Below are 17,942 nucleotides of genomic sequence, written 5' to 3'. Positions count from 1 at the left end.
CGGGTCCGGGGGTCGGGGTCTCCCCTCGTCAGACCCCGGCGCCGGCAGCCGTGAGCGTGCCCGCTAGGAGCAGCACGACGACGACGCCCGCGAAGACGATCCGGTAGACGACGAACGGCAAGTACGAGCGCGTCGAGACGAGCTTGAGGAACCACACGATGACGACGTAGCCGACGACGAACGCGACGACCGTCGCGATGAGCGTCGCCCCGACCGACGGCGTACCGGGCTGCCCGAACTCGTCGAGCGAGCCGACGAGCTTGTAGAGGCCCGAACCGAGCACCGCGGGGATCGCGAGGAGGAACGAGTAGCGCGCCGCCGCCTCGCGCGTGTAGCCGAGCAGGCGGCCCATCGTGATCGTGCCGCCCGAGCGCGAGACGCCAGGGACGAGCGCGAGGGCCTGCGCGAAGCCGAACGCGACCGCGTGCCCCGCCGTGAGCCCCGTGAGCTCGCGTTCCTGCGGCCGGACGCGGTCGATGACGCCGAGGAGGACGCCGAAGACCGTGAGCGTGCCGACGGTGATCCAGAGGTTGCGCAGCGACGTGTCGATCGCGTTCTCGAAGAGGAGCCCGCCGACGACGATCGGCACCGAGCCGAGCGCGATCCACCAGGCCATGCGCGCGTCGGGGTCCCCCGCACCGAACCGGGCGGCCGCCGACGTCCCGTTGCGACCCACGAGCGCCCGCCACCATGCGGAGACGATCCGCGCGATGTCCTTGCGGAAGTACAGCAGCACGGCAGCCTCCGTGCCGATCTGCGTGATCGCCGTGAAGGCCGCACCGGGATCGACGTCCCCGATGAGCTCACCGACGACCCGCAGGTGCGCCGACGAGGAGATGGGCAGGAACTCGGTGAGTCCCTGGACGAGACCGAGGACGAGGGCTTCCCATGCGTTCACGGGAGACCACTCTAGGCGGGTGACGCGCGCGCGGCCTCCGCCCACGGTCGGACGTCGGACGATAATCTTCCCCGCATGGACACCCGATCTCTCGGCAGCACCGGTCTGCGCGTCTCCCCCCTCGGGCTCGGCACGATGACGTGGGGCCGGGACACCGACGAGCACGACGCGGCCGAGCTCCTGCGCGACTTCCTCGACGCGGGCGGCACGACGATCGACACGTCGGCGTCGTACGCCGACGGCGGCTCCGAGGAGGTCATCGGGCAGCTCCTCGCCGCGACGGGCACGCGTGAGGACGTCGTCCTCGTGACGAAGGCCGGGACGCGCACGACGTCGCGCGGCAACGTGCTCGACGCGGGCCGCGGCGCGATCCTCGACTCGCTCGACGCGTCGCTGCGCCGGCTCGGCACCGACCGCGTCGACGTCCTTCTCGTCCAGGCGCCCGACCCGCGCACGCCGCTCGAGGAGACTGTCGACGCGCTGCGGCGCGCGGTCGACTCGGGCCGCGCCCGCTACGTCGGCCTGTGCAACCACCCCGGCTGGAGCCAGGCCCGGGCCGCGACCCTCCTCGAGGCGTCGGGCACGGGGCTCGCGGCCGTCGAGGTCGAGTACTCGCTGCTCGAGCGCGGTGCGGAGCGCGAGGTCGTGCCCGCCGCGGCCGCGCTCGGCACGGGCCTGCTCGCGTGGTCGCCCCTCGGCCGCGGCGTCCTCACAGGCAAGTACCGCCGGACGATCCCCGCCGACTCCCGTGCCGCCTCGGCGCACCTCGCGGGCTTCGTCGCCCCCTACCTCGACGAGAGCGCGAGCGCCGTCGTCGACGCGGTCGCGATCGCGGCCGACGGCCTCGGCCGCACGCCCGGCGCGGTCGCGCTCGCGTGGCTGCTCGGCCGCCCGACGGTCGCCTCGGCGCTCGTCGGTGCCCGGACCCCTGCGCAGCTGCGGGCGGCGCTCGTCGCCGCGGAGCTCGTCCTGCCGCCCGAGGTCGCGCACGCGCTTGACGAGGTGAGCGCCCCCGCGCTCGGGTACCCCGAGCGCCGCTGACCGCCTCGACGACGCGCGAGAGCCCCGGCTGTGGCCGGGGCTCTCGCGACACGTGCGACGCCCGACGTGCGGGCGGGCTGCTCAGCGGTCAGGGCTGCTCAGCGGTCAGGCTGCTCAGCGGTCGGGGCGGGCGACGTCGTTGAGGTCGTCCTCCGAGAGGCCCTCGAGGTCGTCGTCGCTGTCCTCGTCGTCGTCATCATCGACGCTGTCGTCATCGTCATCGTCATCGTCATCGTCATCGTCGTCGCTGTCGTCGTCGCTGTCGTCGTCGTCATCGACGACGTAGAACGGCAGCGCCTCGCCGTACTCGGTCGCGAGCGCGTCGTCGTACACGTCGAACGCGTCCGCGAGCACGTAGTACGCCTCGTCGACCGCGGGGTCGTCGTCGGAGCGGCGGCTCACCACAGCGTGCAGGTGCGCCTCGAAGGCAGCGGTGAGACGGGCCAGAGCATCACGCGGGTCGACGGTCATGCCTGAACCGTAACGCGCCGACGTGCACAATGGCAGTCCGATACCTGACCCGGACCCCTGGAGGCCGCATGTCGAACGCCACCATCGCCCAGGCCGGCCGTCCTGTGCCCCGCACGGGCGAGTACGAGCACCGCGTCCTCACGGTCGGCCGCGACGTCTCGCGGGGCGACCTGCGCCGCATGCTGCTCGACGAGGCCGAGCAGGGACGCTGGGAGCTGGCCCGCACGATCCTCTACGTCGGAGGGGCACGCACCGTCTGGCTCCGGCGCCGCATCATCCGCGCCCGGTCGACGCTCGACGCGTTCTGACCCCCCTGCCCCCGACACGCGTGCCCGCGCCCCTCAGGGGGCGCGGGCACGGGCGTCACAGGTGCGTGAGCATGCGTCGCAGGACGCGCACCCCGAACTCGAGGGACTCGACCGGCACGCGCTCGTCGACGCCGTGGAACATGCCCGGGAAGTCGAGGTCCGCGGGCAGCCGCAACGGGACGAAGCCATAGCCCTTGATGCCCAGGCGCGCGAGCGACTTGTTGTCCGTGCCCGCCGAGAGCAGGTACGGCAGGACCGTCGCCCCCGGGTCCTCAGCGAGCACGGAGGACACCATGGTGTCGACGAGGTCGCCCGCGAACGGCACCTCGAGGCCGATGTCCTCGTGGATCGGTTCGATCCGCACGTGCTCCCCCGCGAGATCCCGCAGCACGGCCATCGACGCGTCGTGGCTCGCGGGGAGGAAGCGGGCGTCGATGACGCCCGTCGCGGACGTCGGCACGACGTTCGCCTTGTAGCCCGCCTCGAGCTGCGTCGGCGTCGCCGTGCCCCGCAGCGTCGCCCCGACGAAGCGCGCGGCCGGGCCGAGCGCGTCGAGCAGAGCCGGGATCGTGCCCTCGTCCTCGGGGTCGAAACGTAGGCCCGTGAGGTCCGCGACGCCCCGGAGCAGCTCGTCGACAGTGCCGGTGAGCTCGAGCGGCCACGCGTGCTCGCCGATGCGCGCGAGCGCCCGGGCGAGGTGCGTCACCGCGTTGTCCGGGTTGACCTGCGAGCCGTGCCCCGCGCGACCCTCGGCGACGAGCCGCAGCCACGCGAGCGACTTCTCCCCCGTCTGCAGGAGGTACGCACGGTGGCCCGCGACGTCGACAGAGTAGCCGCCGACCTCGCTCACGGCCTCGGTCGCGCCCGCGAACAGCTCGGGACGGTGGTCGACGAGCCACTGCGCGCCATGCACGCCGCCCGCCTCCTCGTCGGCGAAGAACGCGAGGACGACGTCGCGGCGCGGCCGCACACCGTCGCGGATCATCTCGCGGACGACCGCGAGGATCATCGCGTCCATGTCCTTCATGTCGACCGTGCCGCGGCCCCACACCATGCCGTCGACGACCTCGGCCGCGAACGGGTCGTACGTCCAGTCCTCGGCCCGGGCCGGGACGACGTCCGTGTGCCCGTGGAGCACGAGCGCGGGCGCGTCCGGGTCGGTGCCGGCCCAGCGTGCGACGACGCTCGCGCGCCGGGGCTCGGTCTCGACGTACGTGACCTCGAGCCCGACCTCCTCGAGCAGCGCCTGGACGTACTCGGCGGCCTCGCGCTCGCCCGGGCCGGAGCCGTCGCCGTAGTTGCTCGTGTCCATGCGGACGAGGTCGCGGCAGATCCGCAGGACCTCGTCCTCCGCGCGCGGGTGCTGCCCGGCTGTCGTCGTCATGGTCTTTCCTCTCCCGTGCTCAGGCGTCCGTCGCGTCCGCGAGGCCGCGGCGCACGAGCAGCGGCGTCGTCGACGCGGGCCGGCCGCGGAGCGTCTCGAAGGCGCCGACCGGGTCGGTCGAGTCGCCGAGCGCGAGCAGCTCGCGCCGGAAGCGCTCGCCGTTCGCACGCGTGAGGCCGCCGTTCTCCTCGAACCACGTCACCGTGTCAGCGTCGAGCACCTCCGACCAGATGTAGCCGTAGTACGCGGCCGAGTACCCGCCCGCGAAGACATGGTTGAAGTACGTCGAGCGGTAGCGCGGCGGCACGAGGTCCGGGTCGAGGCCGAGGTCGCGCAGCGCACGGTCCTCGAAGCCGAGGACGTCGTCGACCGACGTGGGCACCTGCTCGGGCGTGAGCCGGTGCCACGCCTGGTCGAGCAGCGCGGCGCCGAGGTACTCCGTCGTCGCGAAGCCCTCGCCCTCGCCCTCGCCGCGCGCGGCGAGCAGCGTGCCGACGAGACCCTCCGGGAGGGCCTCGCCCGTCGCGTGGTGCCGCGCGTAGCGCGCGAGCAGGTCCGGGTGCCACGCCCACATCTCGTTGACCTGCGACGGGAACTCGACGAAGTCGCGCGGCACGGACGTGCCCGACTGCGAGGGCAGGCGCACGTCCGAGAACAGGCCGTGGAGCGCGTGGCCGAACTCGTGGAACGCCGTGATGACCTCGTCCCACGTGAGCAGCGCGGGCTCGCCCGCCGCGGGGCGCGGCACGTTGAGGACGTTGAAGACGACGGGACGCTGGCCGAGCAGGTGCGACTGGTCGACGAGGTTGTCCATCCACGCACCGCCCCGCTTCGAGGGCCGCGTGAAGTAGTCGCCGAGGAAGAGGCCGAGGCCCGAGCCGTCCGCGTCGAGCACCTCCCACACACGCACCTCCGGGTGGTACCCGACGAGGTCGGGGCGCGCGACGAGCGTGATGCCGAACAGCTCGTGGGCCGCGGCGAACACGCCCTCGGTGAGGACGCGGTCGAGCTCGAGGTACGGGCGCAGGGCCGCGTCGTCGAGCGCGTACCGTTCGCGGCGCAGGTGCTCGGCGTAGTAGGCGCGGTCGGACGGCGCCAGGTCGGTCGCACCCGTGTCGGCGGCGAGCGCGGCCGCGAGGTCAGCGTGCTCCGCGCGCGCGTTCGCGACGGCACGGTGCACGAGCGGCTCGAGCATCTCCGCGACGGCCTCGGGCGTGCGGGCCGTGGCGTCCTCCGTCGCGTACGACGCGTGGTCGCGCAGGCCGAGGAGCTGTGCGCGCTCGGCACGCAGGCGCGCGAGCTCGAGGAGCGTCGCGCGCGAGTCCGCGCCCTCGTGCGTGCCGCGCGTCACCGACGCCTCGTGGACGCGCGCCCGCAGGCCGCGGTCAGTGAGCGAGCCGAGGACACCCTGCTCGGTCGGCAGCTGGAGGGTGAGCAGCCAGCCGGCCTCGTGGCCCGCCTCACGCGCTGCAGCCTCGGCGGCCGCGACGGCGTCCGGCGCGAGCCCGTCGAGCTCGGCCACGTCGGTGACGAGCACGGCACCCTCGTTGCCCGACGCGAGCACGACACGCCCGAAGGCGGCCTCGAGCTCCGCGATGCGCGAGTTGAGGCTCCGCAGCGTCGCCTGCTCCTCCTCGGGCAGGTCGACGCCCGCCCGACGGAAGTCGCGCAGCAGCGTCTCGACCGCGCGGCGGTCAGCGTCCGACGCCTCGACCTCGCCTGCCGCGATGCGCGCGTCGAGCTCCGCCACCCGCGCGTGCAGGCCCGCGTGCATGGCGATCGCGTCGTGGTGCGCCGAGAGCTCCGGAGTGAGCTCCTCCTCGAGGTCCTCGAGGTCCTCGGTCGCGTCCGCGCCGAGGAGCAGATCGAGGATGACGAGACCGCGGTGCAGCAGCTCGCCCGAACGCTCGAGCGCCTCGAGCGTGTTGACGACGTCCGGCGCGGCCGGGTCGGCGACGATCGCCTCGACCTCGGCGAGCTCGTCCGCCATGCCCGCGCGGATCGCGGGGGCAAGGTGCTCGTGCCGGATGCTCGCGAAGTCGGGGAGGCCGTACGGGAGGGACGAGGGCTGCGCGAGAGGGTTGGTCGCGTCGAGCGGGGAAGCGGTCATGCTCCCAGTCTCTCAGCGACCGGGGCTGCCGCGCACGACCGGCGCCCGCGCGTCAGACCGGACGGACGGCGAGGACTGCGACGTCGTCGCGGGCGCCCGTCGCCTCCATCTCCGCGAGCACGACGTCGACGAGGTCCCCGACGGGCGCCTGCCCGACGCCCGCGAGCACGCCGTCGAGCCGCACGAGCGACTCCGCGATCGACTCCCCGCGCCGCTCGACGAGCCCGTCCGTGAAGAGCAGCAGCGTCTCCCCCGGCGCGAGCGTCGCCGCGTGGTCGTGCCGTTCGTACTCGAGGACGCCGAGCATGAGGTCGCTCGACCCCTCGAACGTGCGCGTCGCGCCGTCCGGCCCGACGACGACGGGTGCGAGATGACCCGCGCTCGACCACGTGACGTACACCGAGCCGTCCGACTCGCGCGTGCCACGCAGCTGGGCGACGACCGCCGTCCCCATCGTGCCCGTGCCGAGCTGGAGGTTGACGTGGTCGAGACGCTCGAGCAGCTGCGCAGGCGTCTGGACGCGGTCGGCGACGAAGCCTCGCAGGATCGCGCGGAGCGACCCCATGCGGGTCGCCGCGACGATGTTGTGCCCGACGACGTCACCGATGACGACCGTCGTCACGCCCGAGGCGTGGATCGCGTCGTACCAGTCGCCGCCGACCTGCTGGTCCTCGACGGCCGGGACGTAACGCGCCGCGAGCTCGAGCCCGGGCACCTCGGGCAGGCTCGTGAGCATCGCCTCCTGGAGCGTGCGCGCGACCGCGTCGCGCGCCTGCACGAGCTCGACCCGCTCGATCGCCTGCCCGACGTAGCGCGCGAGCGCCAGCTTCATGCGGCGCGTGCGCGCGAAAGTTCGGTGCGGGCCCGACCAGCCGAGCCACAGCCAGCCGGCTCGACGGCCCACGCGCAGCGGCGCGTACGCCTCGCCGTCGACCTCGGCCGGCGCGTCGGCAGCGACCGCGGGAAATCGCTCGGCGAGCACGGCCCTGTCGTCGAGGAACACGCCCTCGCCGCTCTCAGCGGCGTACGGCCCGGGGTGATCGGACCCCGGCGAGATCTCCGTGCAGTACAACGGGCGGTCGGCGGGCAGGCCGCGCCTGTCGAGCGCCTCGTAGCGGCCGTCGTCCTCGACGACGACGGTGCAGTGATCGGCCTCGAGCTGCGTCGTCGCGAGGTCCCGCACCGCCTGCATCGTCTCCTCGAGCGTGCGCGTGCGAGAGAGCGCCTCCGAGAAGGCCAGGAGGATGCGGTTGATGCGCGTGATCTCCTGGAGCTCGGCCTCGGCCTCGACCGACCGCCGCAACGACGTGCGCGACCCGAGGTACGCCGCGAGGAGGACCGCGAGCTCGCCGAGCGCCCGCACGCGGCTCGGAGGCACGTCCGCGCGCGTCTGCGCGAAGAGCACCGCGACCCGTTCCCCCTGGGGGGTCGTCACGGGCACCGCGACGAAGCCGACCGGCTGCTCGGGCCGGGAGACCGCGGCCTCCTCGGGCGTGAGGACGACGAGGCGACCCGAGCGGAGCGACTCGTACGCGAGGTCCGTGCGCAGCGGGCCCGACGCCCCGTCGTCGAACGTCGACGCCGACGCGACGCGCGCACCCTCGGGCTCAGGCAGAAGGACCGCGGCGGCTCCGTCCCCGATGCACAGGGACGCGAGCACCGCATAGCGCTGGAGCTCGGGATCGTCGCTCGGCTGCGGCCCGTGCCAGGGCCGCACGACGTGAGCGGTCGTCCCCTGGTACGCGTCGGCCGTGGTCACGTTGGCCAGTCAACACGAAACGGGCGCGGACCGCGAGATGGTCCGCGCGTTCGAGCTCGACGCACCTCCTGGCCCGACAACGACGAAGCGGACCCAGGTGAACCTGGATCCGCTTCGCGTCGCTGTCTCAACGAGTGTCCGGAGGGGGACTTGAACCCCCACGCCCGATAAAGGGCACTAGCACCTCAAGCTAGCGCGTCTGCCATTCCGCCACCCGGACGGGTGACCATCACGACCCGAAGGCCGTGCGGTTGTTCAGTTGTCAAGCGAGTGTCCGGAGGGGGACTTGAACCCCCACGCCCGATAAAGGGCACTAGCACCTCAAGCTAGCGCGTCTGCCATTCCGCCACCCGGACAGGTGACCCTCGCGGAGTGACCCCCGCTCGGTGCTGGAAGAACATAGCACGGTCGACGGCCAGAAATCACATCGGCGTCGGCGCCTCCGCGCTGCCCGCCGCGGGCGGCTCGCGGGCCCCGTCGGGCAGACCTCAGCGGAAGTCGCGCGAGCGCGACGGGATCGCGAGCGACAGCGGTGCCAGATGCTCCGCGACGAGGTTCGTCGCCCCGTCAGCGCGCTCGAGGCGGCCCCGGACGACGAGCGCGGCCGCCGACCGCGCGACCGACCGGTGCCGCTGCCACAGCCCCGGCGAGCACACGACGTTGAGCAGCCCCGTCTCGTCCTCGAGCGAGAGGAAGGTCACACCGCGTGCCGTCCCCGGCCGCTGCCGGTGCGTGACGACGCCCGCGACCGCGACCCGACGCCCAGCCTCGTGGACCGTCGCCGCACCGACCGTGAGGACGCCCGCCGCGTCGAGGCCCTCCCGGACGAACTGCGTCGGATACTCCTCCGGCGAGACGCCCGTCGCCCACACGTCCGCGACCGACCGCTCGACCTCGCTCATCCCCGGCAGCATCGGGGCCTCGACGCCCACGCTCACGCCCGGCAGCGTCGCGGGCGACTCCTGCGCGACGGCCGCGGCCGCCCACAGCGCCGCACGCCGCGACCCCGCGTACGCGTCGAGCGCACCCGCCGTCGCGAGCGACTCGAGCCGCGCGACCGTGAGCCCGACACGCCGGGCCAGGTCAGGCAGGTCGGCGAACGGTTCCCGCTCGCGCTCCGCGACGATCCTCCCCGCGACGTCCTCCCCCACGCCCCGCACCTTCGCGAGACCGAGCCGCACCCCGAGCGAGCCGTCCTCGCACCGCTCGACCCGCGCCTCGACGCCCGAGCGCGCGACGTCCGGCCGCAGCACCGTGATCCCGTGCCGGCGCGCGTCTGCGACGAGGGACTGCGGCGAGTAGAAGCCCATGGGCTGCGCCGCGAGAAGCGCCGAGTAGAACGCCGCCGGGTGGTGCACCTTGAGCCACGAGCTCGCGTAGACGAGGTACGCGAAGGAGTACGCGTGCGACTCGGGGAAGCCGAAGTCCGCGAACGCCTTGAGCTTGTCGAAGATCTGCTCACCGACCTCCTGCGTGATCCCGTTCGCGGCCATGCCCGTGAGCAGCCGCGCGTGCAGCGCCTCCATGCGCTCGGCCGACCGCTTCGAGCCCATCGCCCGGCGCAGCTGGTCGGCCTCGGCCGGCGTGAAGTCCGCGACGTCGATCGCCATCTGCATGAGCTGCTCCTGGAACAGCGGCACGCCGAGCGTCCGCCCGAGCGACCTCTCGAGCAGCGGGTGGAGGAACGTCACCTTCTCGCGCTTGCGCGCACGGTTGATGTACGGGTGCACCGAGTTGCCCTGGATGGGCCCGGGCCGGATGAGCGCGACCTCGATGACGATGTCGTAGAACGTCCGCGGCTGCAGCCGCGGCAGCGTCGCCATCTGCGCGCGCGACTCGACCTGGAACACCCCGACCGTGTCCGCCGCGCACAGCAGGTCGTACACCGCCGGGTCGTCCTGCGGCAGCCCGTGCAGCGTGAGCTCGACCCCCTCGTGCTCCGCGACCTGCTCGAACGCGAGACGCAGCGCCGTGAGCATGCCGAGGCCCAGCAGGTCGAACTTCACGAGGCCCGCGTCCGCGCAGTCGTCCTTGTCCCACTGGAGCACCGTGCGGCCCGGCATGCGCGCCCACTCGACCGGGCACACCTCGACGACCGGACGGTCGCACAGCACCATGCCGCCCGAGTGGATGCCGAGGTGCCGCGGCAGCCGCAGCAGCTGCTCGGCGAGGTCGAGGACGTCCTCGGGGATCGTGCCCTCGGCTGCCGCGGACGGCGGCCGCTGAGCGGGCACGACGTCGCGCCCGTCGTCGCTCAGCACGAGCCCAGCGGTCCCGTCGGGCATCGGCACCGCCGCGACGGGACCGCCCCGGCTCACCGTCCACCACGGGCTGTCGTCCTCGGGACCGCGCAGGCTCCCCCAGCGCTCGATGCCCTTGCTCCACGCGTCCTGCCGGCCCACGTCGTGCCCGAGCGCCCGCGCCGCGTCCCGCACCGCCGAGCGCGGCCGGTAGGAGATGACGTTCGCGACCTGCGCCGCGTGCCGACGCCCGAAGCGCTCGTAGACGTGCTGGATGACCTCCTCCCGACGCCCGGACTCGATGTCGACGTCGATGTCCGGCGGGCCGTCACGCTCGGGCGCGAGGAACCGCTCGAAGAGCAGGCCGTGCGCGACCGCGTCGACCGCCGTGATGCCGAGCGCGTAGCAGACCGCCGAGTTCGCGGCCGAGCCGCGCCCCTGCGCGAGGATCCCCCGCTCGCGGCAGAACGTCGCGATGTCGCTGACGATGAGGAAGTAGCCCGGGAAGCCGAGCGCCGTGATGACCTCGAGCTCGTGCTCGAGGACGGGCCGCGCACGTTCGGCACGCTCCGTGCCGGGCTCGCCGTAGCGCTCGAGCGCACCCCGGCGGACGAGCTCACGCAGCCAGGACGCCTCGTCGTGACCGTCGGGCACGGGGTACGGCGGGAGCGACGGTGCGACGAGGCTGAGGTCGAACGCGCACTCGCGGCCGAGCTCGGCCGCCGTGAGAACCGCCTGCGGGTGCGCACGGTGGCGCGCGAGCATCTCGCGCGCCGAGCGCAGGTGCGCTGCCGGTGCGCCGGGGAGCCAGCCGTCCATGTCGTCGAGCGAGCTGCGCGCGCGGATCGCGCCGAGCGCCGCCGCGAGCGGCGCCTCGGCGGGCGTCGCGTGGTGGACCGCGCCCGTCGCGACGAGCGGCAGGCCCGCGTCCGCGGCGAGCGCGGCGAGCAGCGCGTTGCGCTCGGGGTCGCGCGGGTCGGCGGTGTCCGTGATCTCGACCGCGACGTTGTCCCGGCCGAACGCCGCCGTGAGCCGGTCGAGCGCGCGCCGCGCCCCTGCGGGGCCGTCGGAGGCGAGCGCCGCCCGCACCGCACCCTTGCGGCAACCCGTGAGGACGAGCCAGCGGCCGTCGGCGCGCGCGCCGAGATCCTCGAGGTCGTAGCGTGCGAGCCCCTTGGCTCCCGTCGCGAGGTGCGCGTCCGCGATCGCCGAGGACAACGCCGTGTAGCCGTCGGCCCCGCGCGCGAGGACGAGGAGGTGCTCCGCGCGCGGGTCGGGCACGCCCGTCGGCGCCTCGAGGACGGGCGGGCCGTCCGGACGGTGCGCGGGAAGGTGGAGCTCGGCGCCGAAGACCGTCGGCAGGCCCGCCCTGCGCGCGGCCTGCGCGAAGCGCACGACGCCGTAGAGGCCGTCGTGGTCCGTGAGCGCGAGCGCCTCGAGGCCGAGGCGCGCTGCCTCCGCGACGAGCTGCTCGGGCTGGCTCGCGCCGTCGAGGAAGCTGAACGCGGAGTGCGCGTGGAGCTCGGCGTAGCGCGCCTCAGTCATAGCTCGCCTCCCACCACCAGCGGCCTGCCGTGCCTGCGAGGAGCACGGCCGGGGTCTCGTCGTGCTCGGTGCGCACGACGACCTGGACGTGGACGAGCCGCTCCGCATCCTCGCGCCACCAGCGCTGCGCGAGCGGCCACGGACCTGCCCACGCGACGACCTCCCCCGCCGGGACCTCGGGCGGCGGCGCGGCCCGGCGCGGGCGCGCGACGGGCCGCGCGTCACCGCGAACGTGCCGTCCGACGACGGGCGTCCCCGCGTCCTCGGGCGCGGGCGGCAGCGCCCGCACGTGCGCGGGCTCGCCCGAGGCCGCCAGACGTCGGTCGACGACGACGGGACGGCCCGACGCGTCGAGCAGCCGCACCTCGACGGGCTCGGGCAGGACGCGCGTCGGGGCGGGCGACGGCAGCGCGCCCGGCCAGGGCCGGTCGAGCGGGCGCAGCGGCGGCGGCTCCTCGCCCCACGGGACGACGCTCACGCGGTCGCGCGCGGTGCGGCCGCCCTGGAGGCGCGCCGCGAGGACGCCGTCGGCCCCGAGCAGGCCCTGGACGCGGTCGAGCGCCCGCAGCGCGCGCAGCGACGAGCCCTGCGCCGAGCCCCAGAGACCCTCCTGGTGCTGCCCCGCGTCGAGCAGGTCCTCCGCCGTGACCAGGAGGCGGACGATGCCCGCGGCGTCGTCCTCGCTGCGGTGCTCGTGGCCGTCCTCGGTGTCCGGGGCGTCTGCCGTCAGCCAGCCCTCGAGCTGCCAGCGCACGCGGTCCGTGATGCGCGCGGCCGTGAGGCCGCCGAGCGCTGCGTCGTCCGTGCGCCACGTGCGCACGTGCTCGCGACCGTCGCCGCGCCACGCCGTGATGCGCAGGCGCGCGCACGTCGCGCCGCGCGCGACGAGCGCCGCGTGGAGCTCGGCCGCGAGCCGGCGCGCGGCGAAGGCCGCGGTGTCGATGCGGACGGCGGGCGGGTCGAGCTCGCACGTCGCCTCGACGTCGGCCTCGGGCCTGCGACGCGCGGGCGGGCGCAGGTCCTCACCGCGCCCGACGCGCTGCGCCCACACGCCCTCGGCGCCGAAGCGTGAGGCGACCGCGTGCGCGTCGAGCGCAGTGAGGTCGCCGATCCTGCGGACGCCGAGGCGGTCCCACAGGTCGACGAGCTCGAGCAGCACGGTCGCACGCTCGGGCGTCACGGCGACGTGGACGAGGTCCCGCAGGGGCCGCGGCGCGAGCATCTGCGCGCTGCGGCCGGACGGGACGAGCAGGTCCTCGCGCGCTGCGAGGACCGCCGCGAGCACCCCGTCCGCGATGCCGACGTGGCACTCGTGACCCGTCGCGTCCGCGACCCGCTCGACGAGCAGCCGCACGAGATCGGCCTCGGAGCCGTAGAACCGCGCCGCGCCCTCCGCGGGCAGGAGCAGGAGCCCGGGCCGTGCGACCTCGAGCCCCGCGACGACGTCCTCGACCGCGGTCGCGACAGGCTCGAAGAACCGCGCGTCGCGCGCGTCGTCGACGGGCAGGAGGACGAGCCCCGGGCAGGCCTCCTGCGCGTGACGGCGGCGCATGCCGCGCCGCACGCCCGCACGGCGCGCGGTCGGGCCGACCGCGACGATCCCGCGTGCGTCCTGGACCGCGACGGGCACGGCCGGAGAGTGACCGGCCGCGGTCGCGGCCGCGACGACGGGCCAGTCGGGCACCCAGACGACGGCCGTCCGGGTCGCGGCCGCGGGGGCGGTCCCGGCCGCGAGCAGCGGTTCCGCGACGCTCATGCGACCCGTCCGACGAGCCGCAGCGGGAGGGCGCCCTGCTCGGCAGACGCGGCAGGCGTGGGTGTGGGTGCACTCGGTCGCGCACCGCCGGCCGCAGCCACGCCTGTCACAGCACCGCCGTCCCCGACACCCGGCGTCGGCGCGTCGTAGCCGTCGCCCGGCGCGGGCAGGACGAGCGCCCGGCGCGTCCGCCCCGCCTCGACCCGCGCGACGTGAAGCTCCCGCGAGCGCAGCCGTCCCTCGCCCGTGCCGATGCCGCGCCAGCGCACGCCCGTGACCTGCAGGACGGCACGTGCGCCGGGCCAGGGGCTCACCGCGAGGATCGCGACGCCCCGCTCGCGTGCGCGGGCGACGAGGCGGCGGCGGTCGGCCTCGGCGAGGCCGACGTCCCCGACGACGACGACGTCGACGCCGTCGACGAGCGCCGCGAGGACCGTCGCTGCCTCGACGCCGGGGTCGGGGACGAGGAGGAGGCGGTCGAGGCTCACGCCGGCCTCAGCGGCCGCGACGAGGCCGAGGGCGGGGCAGCCGACGACGGCCGTCCAGGGCTCGTCGCCGAGCGCGACGCGCTGGGTCTCGACGTGCGCGAGCATCTCGAGGACGAGCGCGGCCGAGCCCGTCACCTGGGTGACGGCACCGCGGCGCAGGCCCTCGGGCAGGACGTCCGCGAGCGCGGACGGCACGGGCAGGGGCGGGCGCTCTGCGGTGCGGACGCCGAGCGGTGCGGCGGGGGCAGGTGCGGCCTGGGCGGGAGGAGCGGCGATCCCCTGCGAGGGCCCGTGCTCACGGCTCCGGCCGGGGGCCTGCGGGCCGCGCTCCGCGCTGCTGTGCTCCGCGCTGCGCTCCGCGCTCCGCGTGCGACGGCGGACGACGGGTGCGACGTCCGTGAGCGTCACGCGCCGGGCTCCCGTGCGGTCCTCCGCCCTGCGCAGCGCCGCGAGCGCACGCGCCGCGCGGTCCGTCCCTGAGGAGGCAGCAGCTGCAGTCGCCATGTTCGTCCTTCCATCCCCACCAGCATATCGAACAGATGTTCGACGTCGAGGACGGTACCCCCTGCGACCGACACTCGCGGGGCTCCCTGCTCAGGACCTCCCCGCGGCGACCTCCTCGAGGAACGGACGGTCGAGGAGCGACGTCCAGCGGCGGCCGGAGTCGACGATGCCGTCCTTCTTCCAGCGGCTCATGACGCGGGAGACGGACTCGGGCGTCGAGCGCGCAAGGCCCGCGAGATCGGCGCGCGAGAGCGGGACCTCGAGCATGACGCCGCGCGGCCCGCGGTCCTCGCCGAGCTTGTCGGCGAGGCGCAGCAGGGCGCGGGCGACGCGCTGCGGGACGGTCTCGGTGCCCTGCCCGCCGATGTCCGTGTGGGCACGTGCGAGCCGCGCGGCGACGTCGTCGAGGACGCGGAGCGCGACCCCGGGCTGCTCGAGGAGGACCTGACGAAAATCACCCTGGCCGATGCGCATGACGCACAAGCCGACGAGCGCGGACGCCGACTGCAGGTGGGAGGGTTCGCCGAGCGTGCCCATCGCGCCGAAGAGCTCGCCGGGCACGAGGACGTCGGTGACGGTCTCGGCGCCGTCGGCCGTCACCTGCGAGACGCGGACGCGCCCCTCGGCGACGACGTAGAGGGCGTCGGCCGGCTCCCCCGCACGGTAGACGGGCTCGTCGGGCAGATAGGTGCGTGTGCGCATGCGGGCGTCGACGCTGTCGAGCGCAGCCTCGTCGAGGCCCCGGAAGTACGGGGCGCGCGAGAGCACGTGGAGGCGGACCGGGCGGGGGCACTCGTGCGGGAGCGTGATCTCCTGCAGCGGGATCGTCCGCCGCGACCCGATCGCCGGGGGCTGCTCACGGTCCCGCGGTGCCATCGGTCCTCCGACCCGTCGTCGTGCGTGCCGACCTGCGGCGCGCGGCCCCACGCGGTGTGCGCTCCGGCCCGCGGCAAGGCTATCCCGCGCCCCGAGTGACGAGCATCACCGCAGGTCGCACCGGATGCTGCGGTTGATTGACGGCCGTCATGCCACCCGCACGCGCCGCTTCCTAGTGTCAGTGGTGCACCGCAGGAACACCCCGCGGAGCAGCACCGCAGGAACCGACCGGAAGAAGGCTCACCATGACCACCACCCCCACCCCCAGCACCCGCACGGTCCTGCGCGCCGAGGGCTTCAGCTGCCCGTCGTGCGTCGCGAAGATCGAGAAGCAGGTCGGCCGCCTCGACGGTGTCGCAGGCGTCGCCGTGAAGTTCGCCTCGGGCCGCATCGAGATCGACCACGACCCGGCTCTCGCCACCGTCGACGCCCTCGTCGCCGAGGTCGCCAAGGCGGGCTACACGTCCGTCCCCGCCGCGTTCTGACACCCGACGGCGCGGCCCGGGGCCGCGCCGTCACCGTCCGCCCCGCCAGGGGCGGGCTCCCCCACTCCCGACAAGGAGGCACGTCATGAGCTCCCTCACCCGCTGGCTGCGAGGCCCCTGGGGCGTCCCGACGCTCGCCGGGCTGCTCATCGTCGCAGCCGCGGTCACGTCGATGTCCGTCGGCGTCAACCCGTTCGGCAGCGGCCACGGCGTCACGCACGACGTCCCGGCGGCGCTCGTCGTCTCCGACGTCCTCATGGTCGCCGCGGCGGTCGTCGCAGGCGCCCGCATCGTCCGCACGGCCGTGCGGGCGCTGCTCGTCAAGGTCGTCGCGATCGACCTGCTCGTCTCGATCGCCGCCATCGGCGCGGTCGTCATCGGCGAGTACTGGGAGGCCGCCGCCGTGACCTTCCTCTTCGCGTTCGGGCACGCGCTCGAGGTCCGCACGCTGGACCGGACGCGCTCGGCGCTCGCCGAGCTCGTCGCCGTCGCCCCCGACGTCGCGGTCGTCCTGCGGGACGGCACGCAGGTCGAGGTGCCGGCAGGCACCGTCCGGCCCGACGAGGTCGTCGTCGTGAAGAACGGCGCGAAGGTCCCGGTCGACGGCGTCGTCGTCGACGGGACGGGCGCGCTCGACGAGGCGTCGATCACGGGCGAGTCGATCCCCGTCGAGAAGGTCGCGGGTGACCGCGTCTTCGCGGGCACCGTCTCCCACGGCGGGCTGCTCCAGGTGCGTGCGACCGGCGTCGGCGCGGACACGACGCTCGCGCGGATCATCCACCGCGTCGAGGAGGCGCAGGACGCCAAGGCCCGCACGCAGACGTTCATGGAGAAGTTCTCCGCCTGGTACACGCCCGGCATCATCGTCGCCTCGATCGTCACGGGCCTCCTCACGGGCGACGTCGTGCTCGCGCTCACGCTGCTCGTCATCGGCTGCCCCGGCGCGCTCGTCATCTCGATCCCCGTCGCCGTCGTCGCCGGCATCGGCCGCGGCGCGCGCGACGGCACGCTCGTCAAGGGCGGCGACCACCTCGAGACGAGCGCCCGCATCAGCGCGGTCGCGCTCGACAAGACGGGCACGCTCACCGAGGGACGCCCCGTGCTCACGGACGTCACGGTCCTCGACGACGCCCTCACGCGGGACGACGTCCTCCTGTGGGCCGCCCGCGCGGAGGCCGGCTCCGAGCACCCGCTCGCGCGCCCCGTCCTCGAGGCCGCCGCGGCCGAGGGGCTCACCGTGACGGGTCTGCCCGAGCACACCGAGCCCGTGCCCGGCAAGGGCGTCGTCGCGACGCTCGACGGCCGCCGCGTCGTCGTCGGGAACCTCGCGCTGCTCGAGGCCGAGGCCACGACGGACGAGGCCGCGACCACCGAGGCCGGCCGGCTCGCGGGCCTCGGTCGCACCCCCATGGTCGTCGCGCTCGACGGCCGCGTCGCGGGCGTCCTCGGCGTCGCCGACCGCGTCCGGGACGATGCCGCCGAGATGGTCGCGCGGCTCCACGCGAACGGCGTCCGCCGTGTCGTCATGCTCACGGGCGACGCCCGCCCTGTAGCCGAGGCCGTCGGCGCCGCCGTCGGCGTCGACGAGGTGCACGCGGCCCTGCTGCCCGAGGACAAGCTCGAGGTCGTCGAGCGGCTGCGCGCCGAGGGGTACGTCGTCGCGATGGTCGGTGACGGCGTCAACGACGCGCCCGCGCTCGCGGTCGCGGACGTCGGCGTCGCGATGGGCCTCGCGGGCACGGGGGTCGCGGTCGAGACCGCGGACATCGCGCTCGTCCAGGACGACCTGCTGCGTCTGCCCGACGCGATCCGTCTCGCGCGCCGCACGGTGCGCGTCATGCGGCAGAACATCGCGGTCGCGCTCGTCACGGTCGCCGTCCTGCTCGCGGGGGTCTTCGCGGGCGGCGTGACGATGGCGGTGGGCATGCTCGTCCACGAGGCGTCCGTCCTCCTCGTCATCGCCAACGCCATGCGGCTGCTGCGGGCCCGTCCCCTGCCGTCGCGGGCTGCGGCGGTCAGCGAGCGCGAGCTCGTCGACGCCTGAGCGAGGCACGTCAGCACGACGACGCGGGAACGG

13 protein-coding genes and 2 tRNA genes are annotated in these 17,942 nt (G+C 74.8%); 4 read left to right on the top strand and 11 right to left on the bottom strand.

Annotated elements, in window-relative coordinates; genetic code table 11:
- Positions 1-28: 28 nt before the first annotated feature.
- The gene (locus tag G7063_RS07145; protein ID WP_166413776.1) at positions 29-898 is read right to left on the bottom strand and encodes an undecaprenyl-diphosphate phosphatase; all 870 of its coding nucleotides are present in this window, start codon (positions 896-898) and stop codon (positions 29-31) included.
- Between the two features lie 75 nt (positions 899-973).
- On the opposite strand from G7063_RS07145, the gene G7063_RS07140 reads away from it, so the two are divergent.
- On the top strand, positions 974-1,939 hold the full coding sequence (locus G7063_RS07140) for an aldo/keto reductase (RefSeq protein WP_166413775.1): 966 nt from the start codon (positions 974-976) through the stop codon (positions 1,937-1,939).
- Positions 1,940-2,053: 114 nt separating this feature from the next.
- Here G7063_RS07140 and G7063_RS07135 read toward each other — a convergent pair whose 3' ends face one another.
- The gene (locus G7063_RS07135) at positions 2,054-2,410 is read right to left on the bottom strand and encodes a primosomal protein (protein WP_166413774.1); all 357 of its coding nucleotides are present in this window, start codon (positions 2,408-2,410) and stop codon (positions 2,054-2,056) included.
- 68 nt (positions 2,411-2,478) lie between these two features.
- Between G7063_RS07135 and G7063_RS07130 the strand changes: the two genes are divergently transcribed.
- Positions 2,479-2,718 carry a DUF5703 family protein gene (locus G7063_RS07130; RefSeq protein ID WP_166413773.1) on the top strand — a complete coding sequence of 80 codons (240 nt, stop codon included), beginning with the start codon at positions 2,479-2,481 and terminating at the stop codon, positions 2,716-2,718.
- A gap of 55 nt (positions 2,719-2,773) precedes the next feature.
- Here the strand turns inward: G7063_RS07130 and G7063_RS07125 are convergent, their stop codons facing one another.
- From G7063_RS07125 to G7063_RS07085, 9 genes are all read right to left on the bottom strand, one after another.
- Positions 2,774-4,102, bottom strand: coding sequence for a M20/M25/M40 family metallo-hydrolase (locus G7063_RS07125; RefSeq protein WP_166413772.1), 1,329 nt, complete (start codon positions 4,100-4,102; stop codon positions 2,774-2,776).
- A gap of 19 nt (positions 4,103-4,121) precedes the next feature.
- Positions 4,122-6,212: a M3 family metallopeptidase gene (locus tag G7063_RS07120; RefSeq protein WP_166413771.1), complete on the bottom strand. Its 2,091-nt coding sequence runs from the start codon at positions 6,210-6,212 to the stop codon at positions 4,122-4,124.
- 52 nt (positions 6,213-6,264) lie between these two features.
- A complete protein-coding gene (locus tag G7063_RS07115; protein ID WP_166413770.1) occupies positions 6,265-7,971 on the bottom strand; it encodes a PP2C family protein-serine/threonine phosphatase in 1,707 nt (568 codons plus the stop codon).
- Positions 7,972-8,106: 135 nt separating this feature from the next.
- Positions 8,107-8,191: transfer RNA gene (locus G7063_RS07110), tRNA-Leu, on the bottom strand.
- A 51-nt stretch (positions 8,192-8,242) separates the two neighbouring features.
- Positions 8,243-8,327: transfer RNA gene (locus G7063_RS07105), tRNA-Leu, on the bottom strand.
- Positions 8,328-8,459: 132 nt separating this feature from the next.
- Positions 8,460-11,756 carry an error-prone DNA polymerase gene (locus tag G7063_RS07100; RefSeq protein WP_166413769.1) on the bottom strand — a complete coding sequence of 1,099 codons (3,297 nt, stop codon included), beginning with the start codon at positions 11,754-11,756 and terminating at the stop codon, positions 8,460-8,462.
- Positions 11,749-13,512 carry a DNA polymerase Y family protein gene (locus G7063_RS07095; RefSeq protein ID WP_166413768.1) on the bottom strand — a complete coding sequence of 588 codons (1,764 nt, stop codon included), beginning with the start codon at positions 13,510-13,512 and terminating at the stop codon, positions 11,749-11,751. Before G7063_RS07095 ends, G7063_RS07100 begins: the two co-directional genes overlap by 8 nt.
- On the bottom strand, positions 13,509-14,504 hold the full coding sequence (locus G7063_RS07090) for a hypothetical protein (RefSeq protein WP_166413767.1): 996 nt from the start codon (positions 14,502-14,504) through the stop codon (positions 13,509-13,511). The genes G7063_RS07095 and G7063_RS07090 overlap by 4 nt, the downstream gene beginning before the upstream one ends.
- Positions 14,505-14,594: 90 nt before the next feature.
- Positions 14,595-15,380: a Crp/Fnr family transcriptional regulator gene (locus G7063_RS07085; RefSeq protein WP_166413766.1), complete on the bottom strand. Its 786-nt coding sequence runs from the start codon at positions 15,378-15,380 to the stop codon at positions 14,595-14,597.
- Between the two features lie 245 nt (positions 15,381-15,625).
- On the opposite strand from G7063_RS07085, the gene G7063_RS07080 reads away from it, so the two are divergent.
- Together G7063_RS07080 and G7063_RS07075 are read left to right on the top strand one after the other, a co-directional pair.
- Positions 15,626-15,865 carry a heavy-metal-associated domain-containing protein gene (locus tag G7063_RS07080; protein WP_166413765.1) on the top strand — a complete coding sequence of 80 codons (240 nt, stop codon included), beginning with the start codon at positions 15,626-15,628 and terminating at the stop codon, positions 15,863-15,865.
- Between the two features lie 85 nt (positions 15,866-15,950).
- Positions 15,951-17,909, top strand: coding sequence for a cation-translocating P-type ATPase (locus G7063_RS07075; protein ID WP_166413764.1), 1,959 nt, complete (start codon positions 15,951-15,953; stop codon positions 17,907-17,909).
- The last annotated feature ends 33 nt before the right edge of the window (positions 17,910-17,942 follow it).

This window comes from Sanguibacter sp. HDW7 (assembly GCF_011300875.1).
GTDB lineage: Bacteria > Actinomycetota > Actinomycetes > Actinomycetales > Cellulomonadaceae > Flavimobilis.
Note: the sequence above shows the minus strand (reverse complement) of the source record. Positions and strands in the feature narration are given on the sequence as shown.

Bases quoted from the DNA above. Each gene is read 5' to 3' on its own strand.
- G7063_RS07140 (WP_166413775.1), top strand. From the start codon at position 974: ATGGACACCCGATCTCTCGGCAGCACCGGTCTGCGCGTCTCCCCCCTC.
- G7063_RS07135 (WP_166413774.1), bottom strand. From the start codon at position 2,410: ATGACCGTCGACCCGCGTGATGCTCTGGCCCGTCTCACCGCTGCCTTC.
- G7063_RS07130 (WP_166413773.1), top strand. From the start codon at position 2,479: ATGTCGAACGCCACCATCGCCCAGGCCGGCCGTCCTGTGCCCCGCACG.
- G7063_RS07125 (WP_166413772.1), bottom strand. From the start codon at position 4,102: ATGACGACGACAGCCGGGCAGCACCCGCGCGCGGAGGACGAGGTCCTG.
- G7063_RS07120 (WP_166413771.1), bottom strand. From the start codon at position 6,212: ATGACCGCTTCCCCGCTCGACGCGACCAACCCTCTCGCGCAGCCCTCG.
- G7063_RS07100 (WP_166413769.1), bottom strand. From the start codon at position 11,756: ATGACTGAGGCGCGCTACGCCGAGCTCCACGCGCACTCCGCGTTCAGC.
- G7063_RS07095 (WP_166413768.1), bottom strand. From the start codon at position 13,512: ATGAGCGTCGCGGAACCGCTGCTCGCGGCCGGGACCGCCCCCGCGGCC.
- G7063_RS07090 (WP_166413767.1), bottom strand. From the start codon at position 14,504: ATGGCGACTGCAGCTGCTGCCTCCTCAGGGACGGACCGCGCGGCGCGT.
- G7063_RS07085 (WP_166413766.1), bottom strand. From the start codon at position 15,380: ATGGCACCGCGGGACCGTGAGCAGCCCCCGGCGATCGGGTCGCGGCGG.
- G7063_RS07080 (WP_166413765.1), top strand. From the start codon at position 15,626: ATGACCACCACCCCCACCCCCAGCACCCGCACGGTCCTGCGCGCCGAG.
- G7063_RS07075 (WP_166413764.1), top strand. From the start codon at position 15,951: ATGAGCTCCCTCACCCGCTGGCTGCGAGGCCCCTGGGGCGTCCCGACG.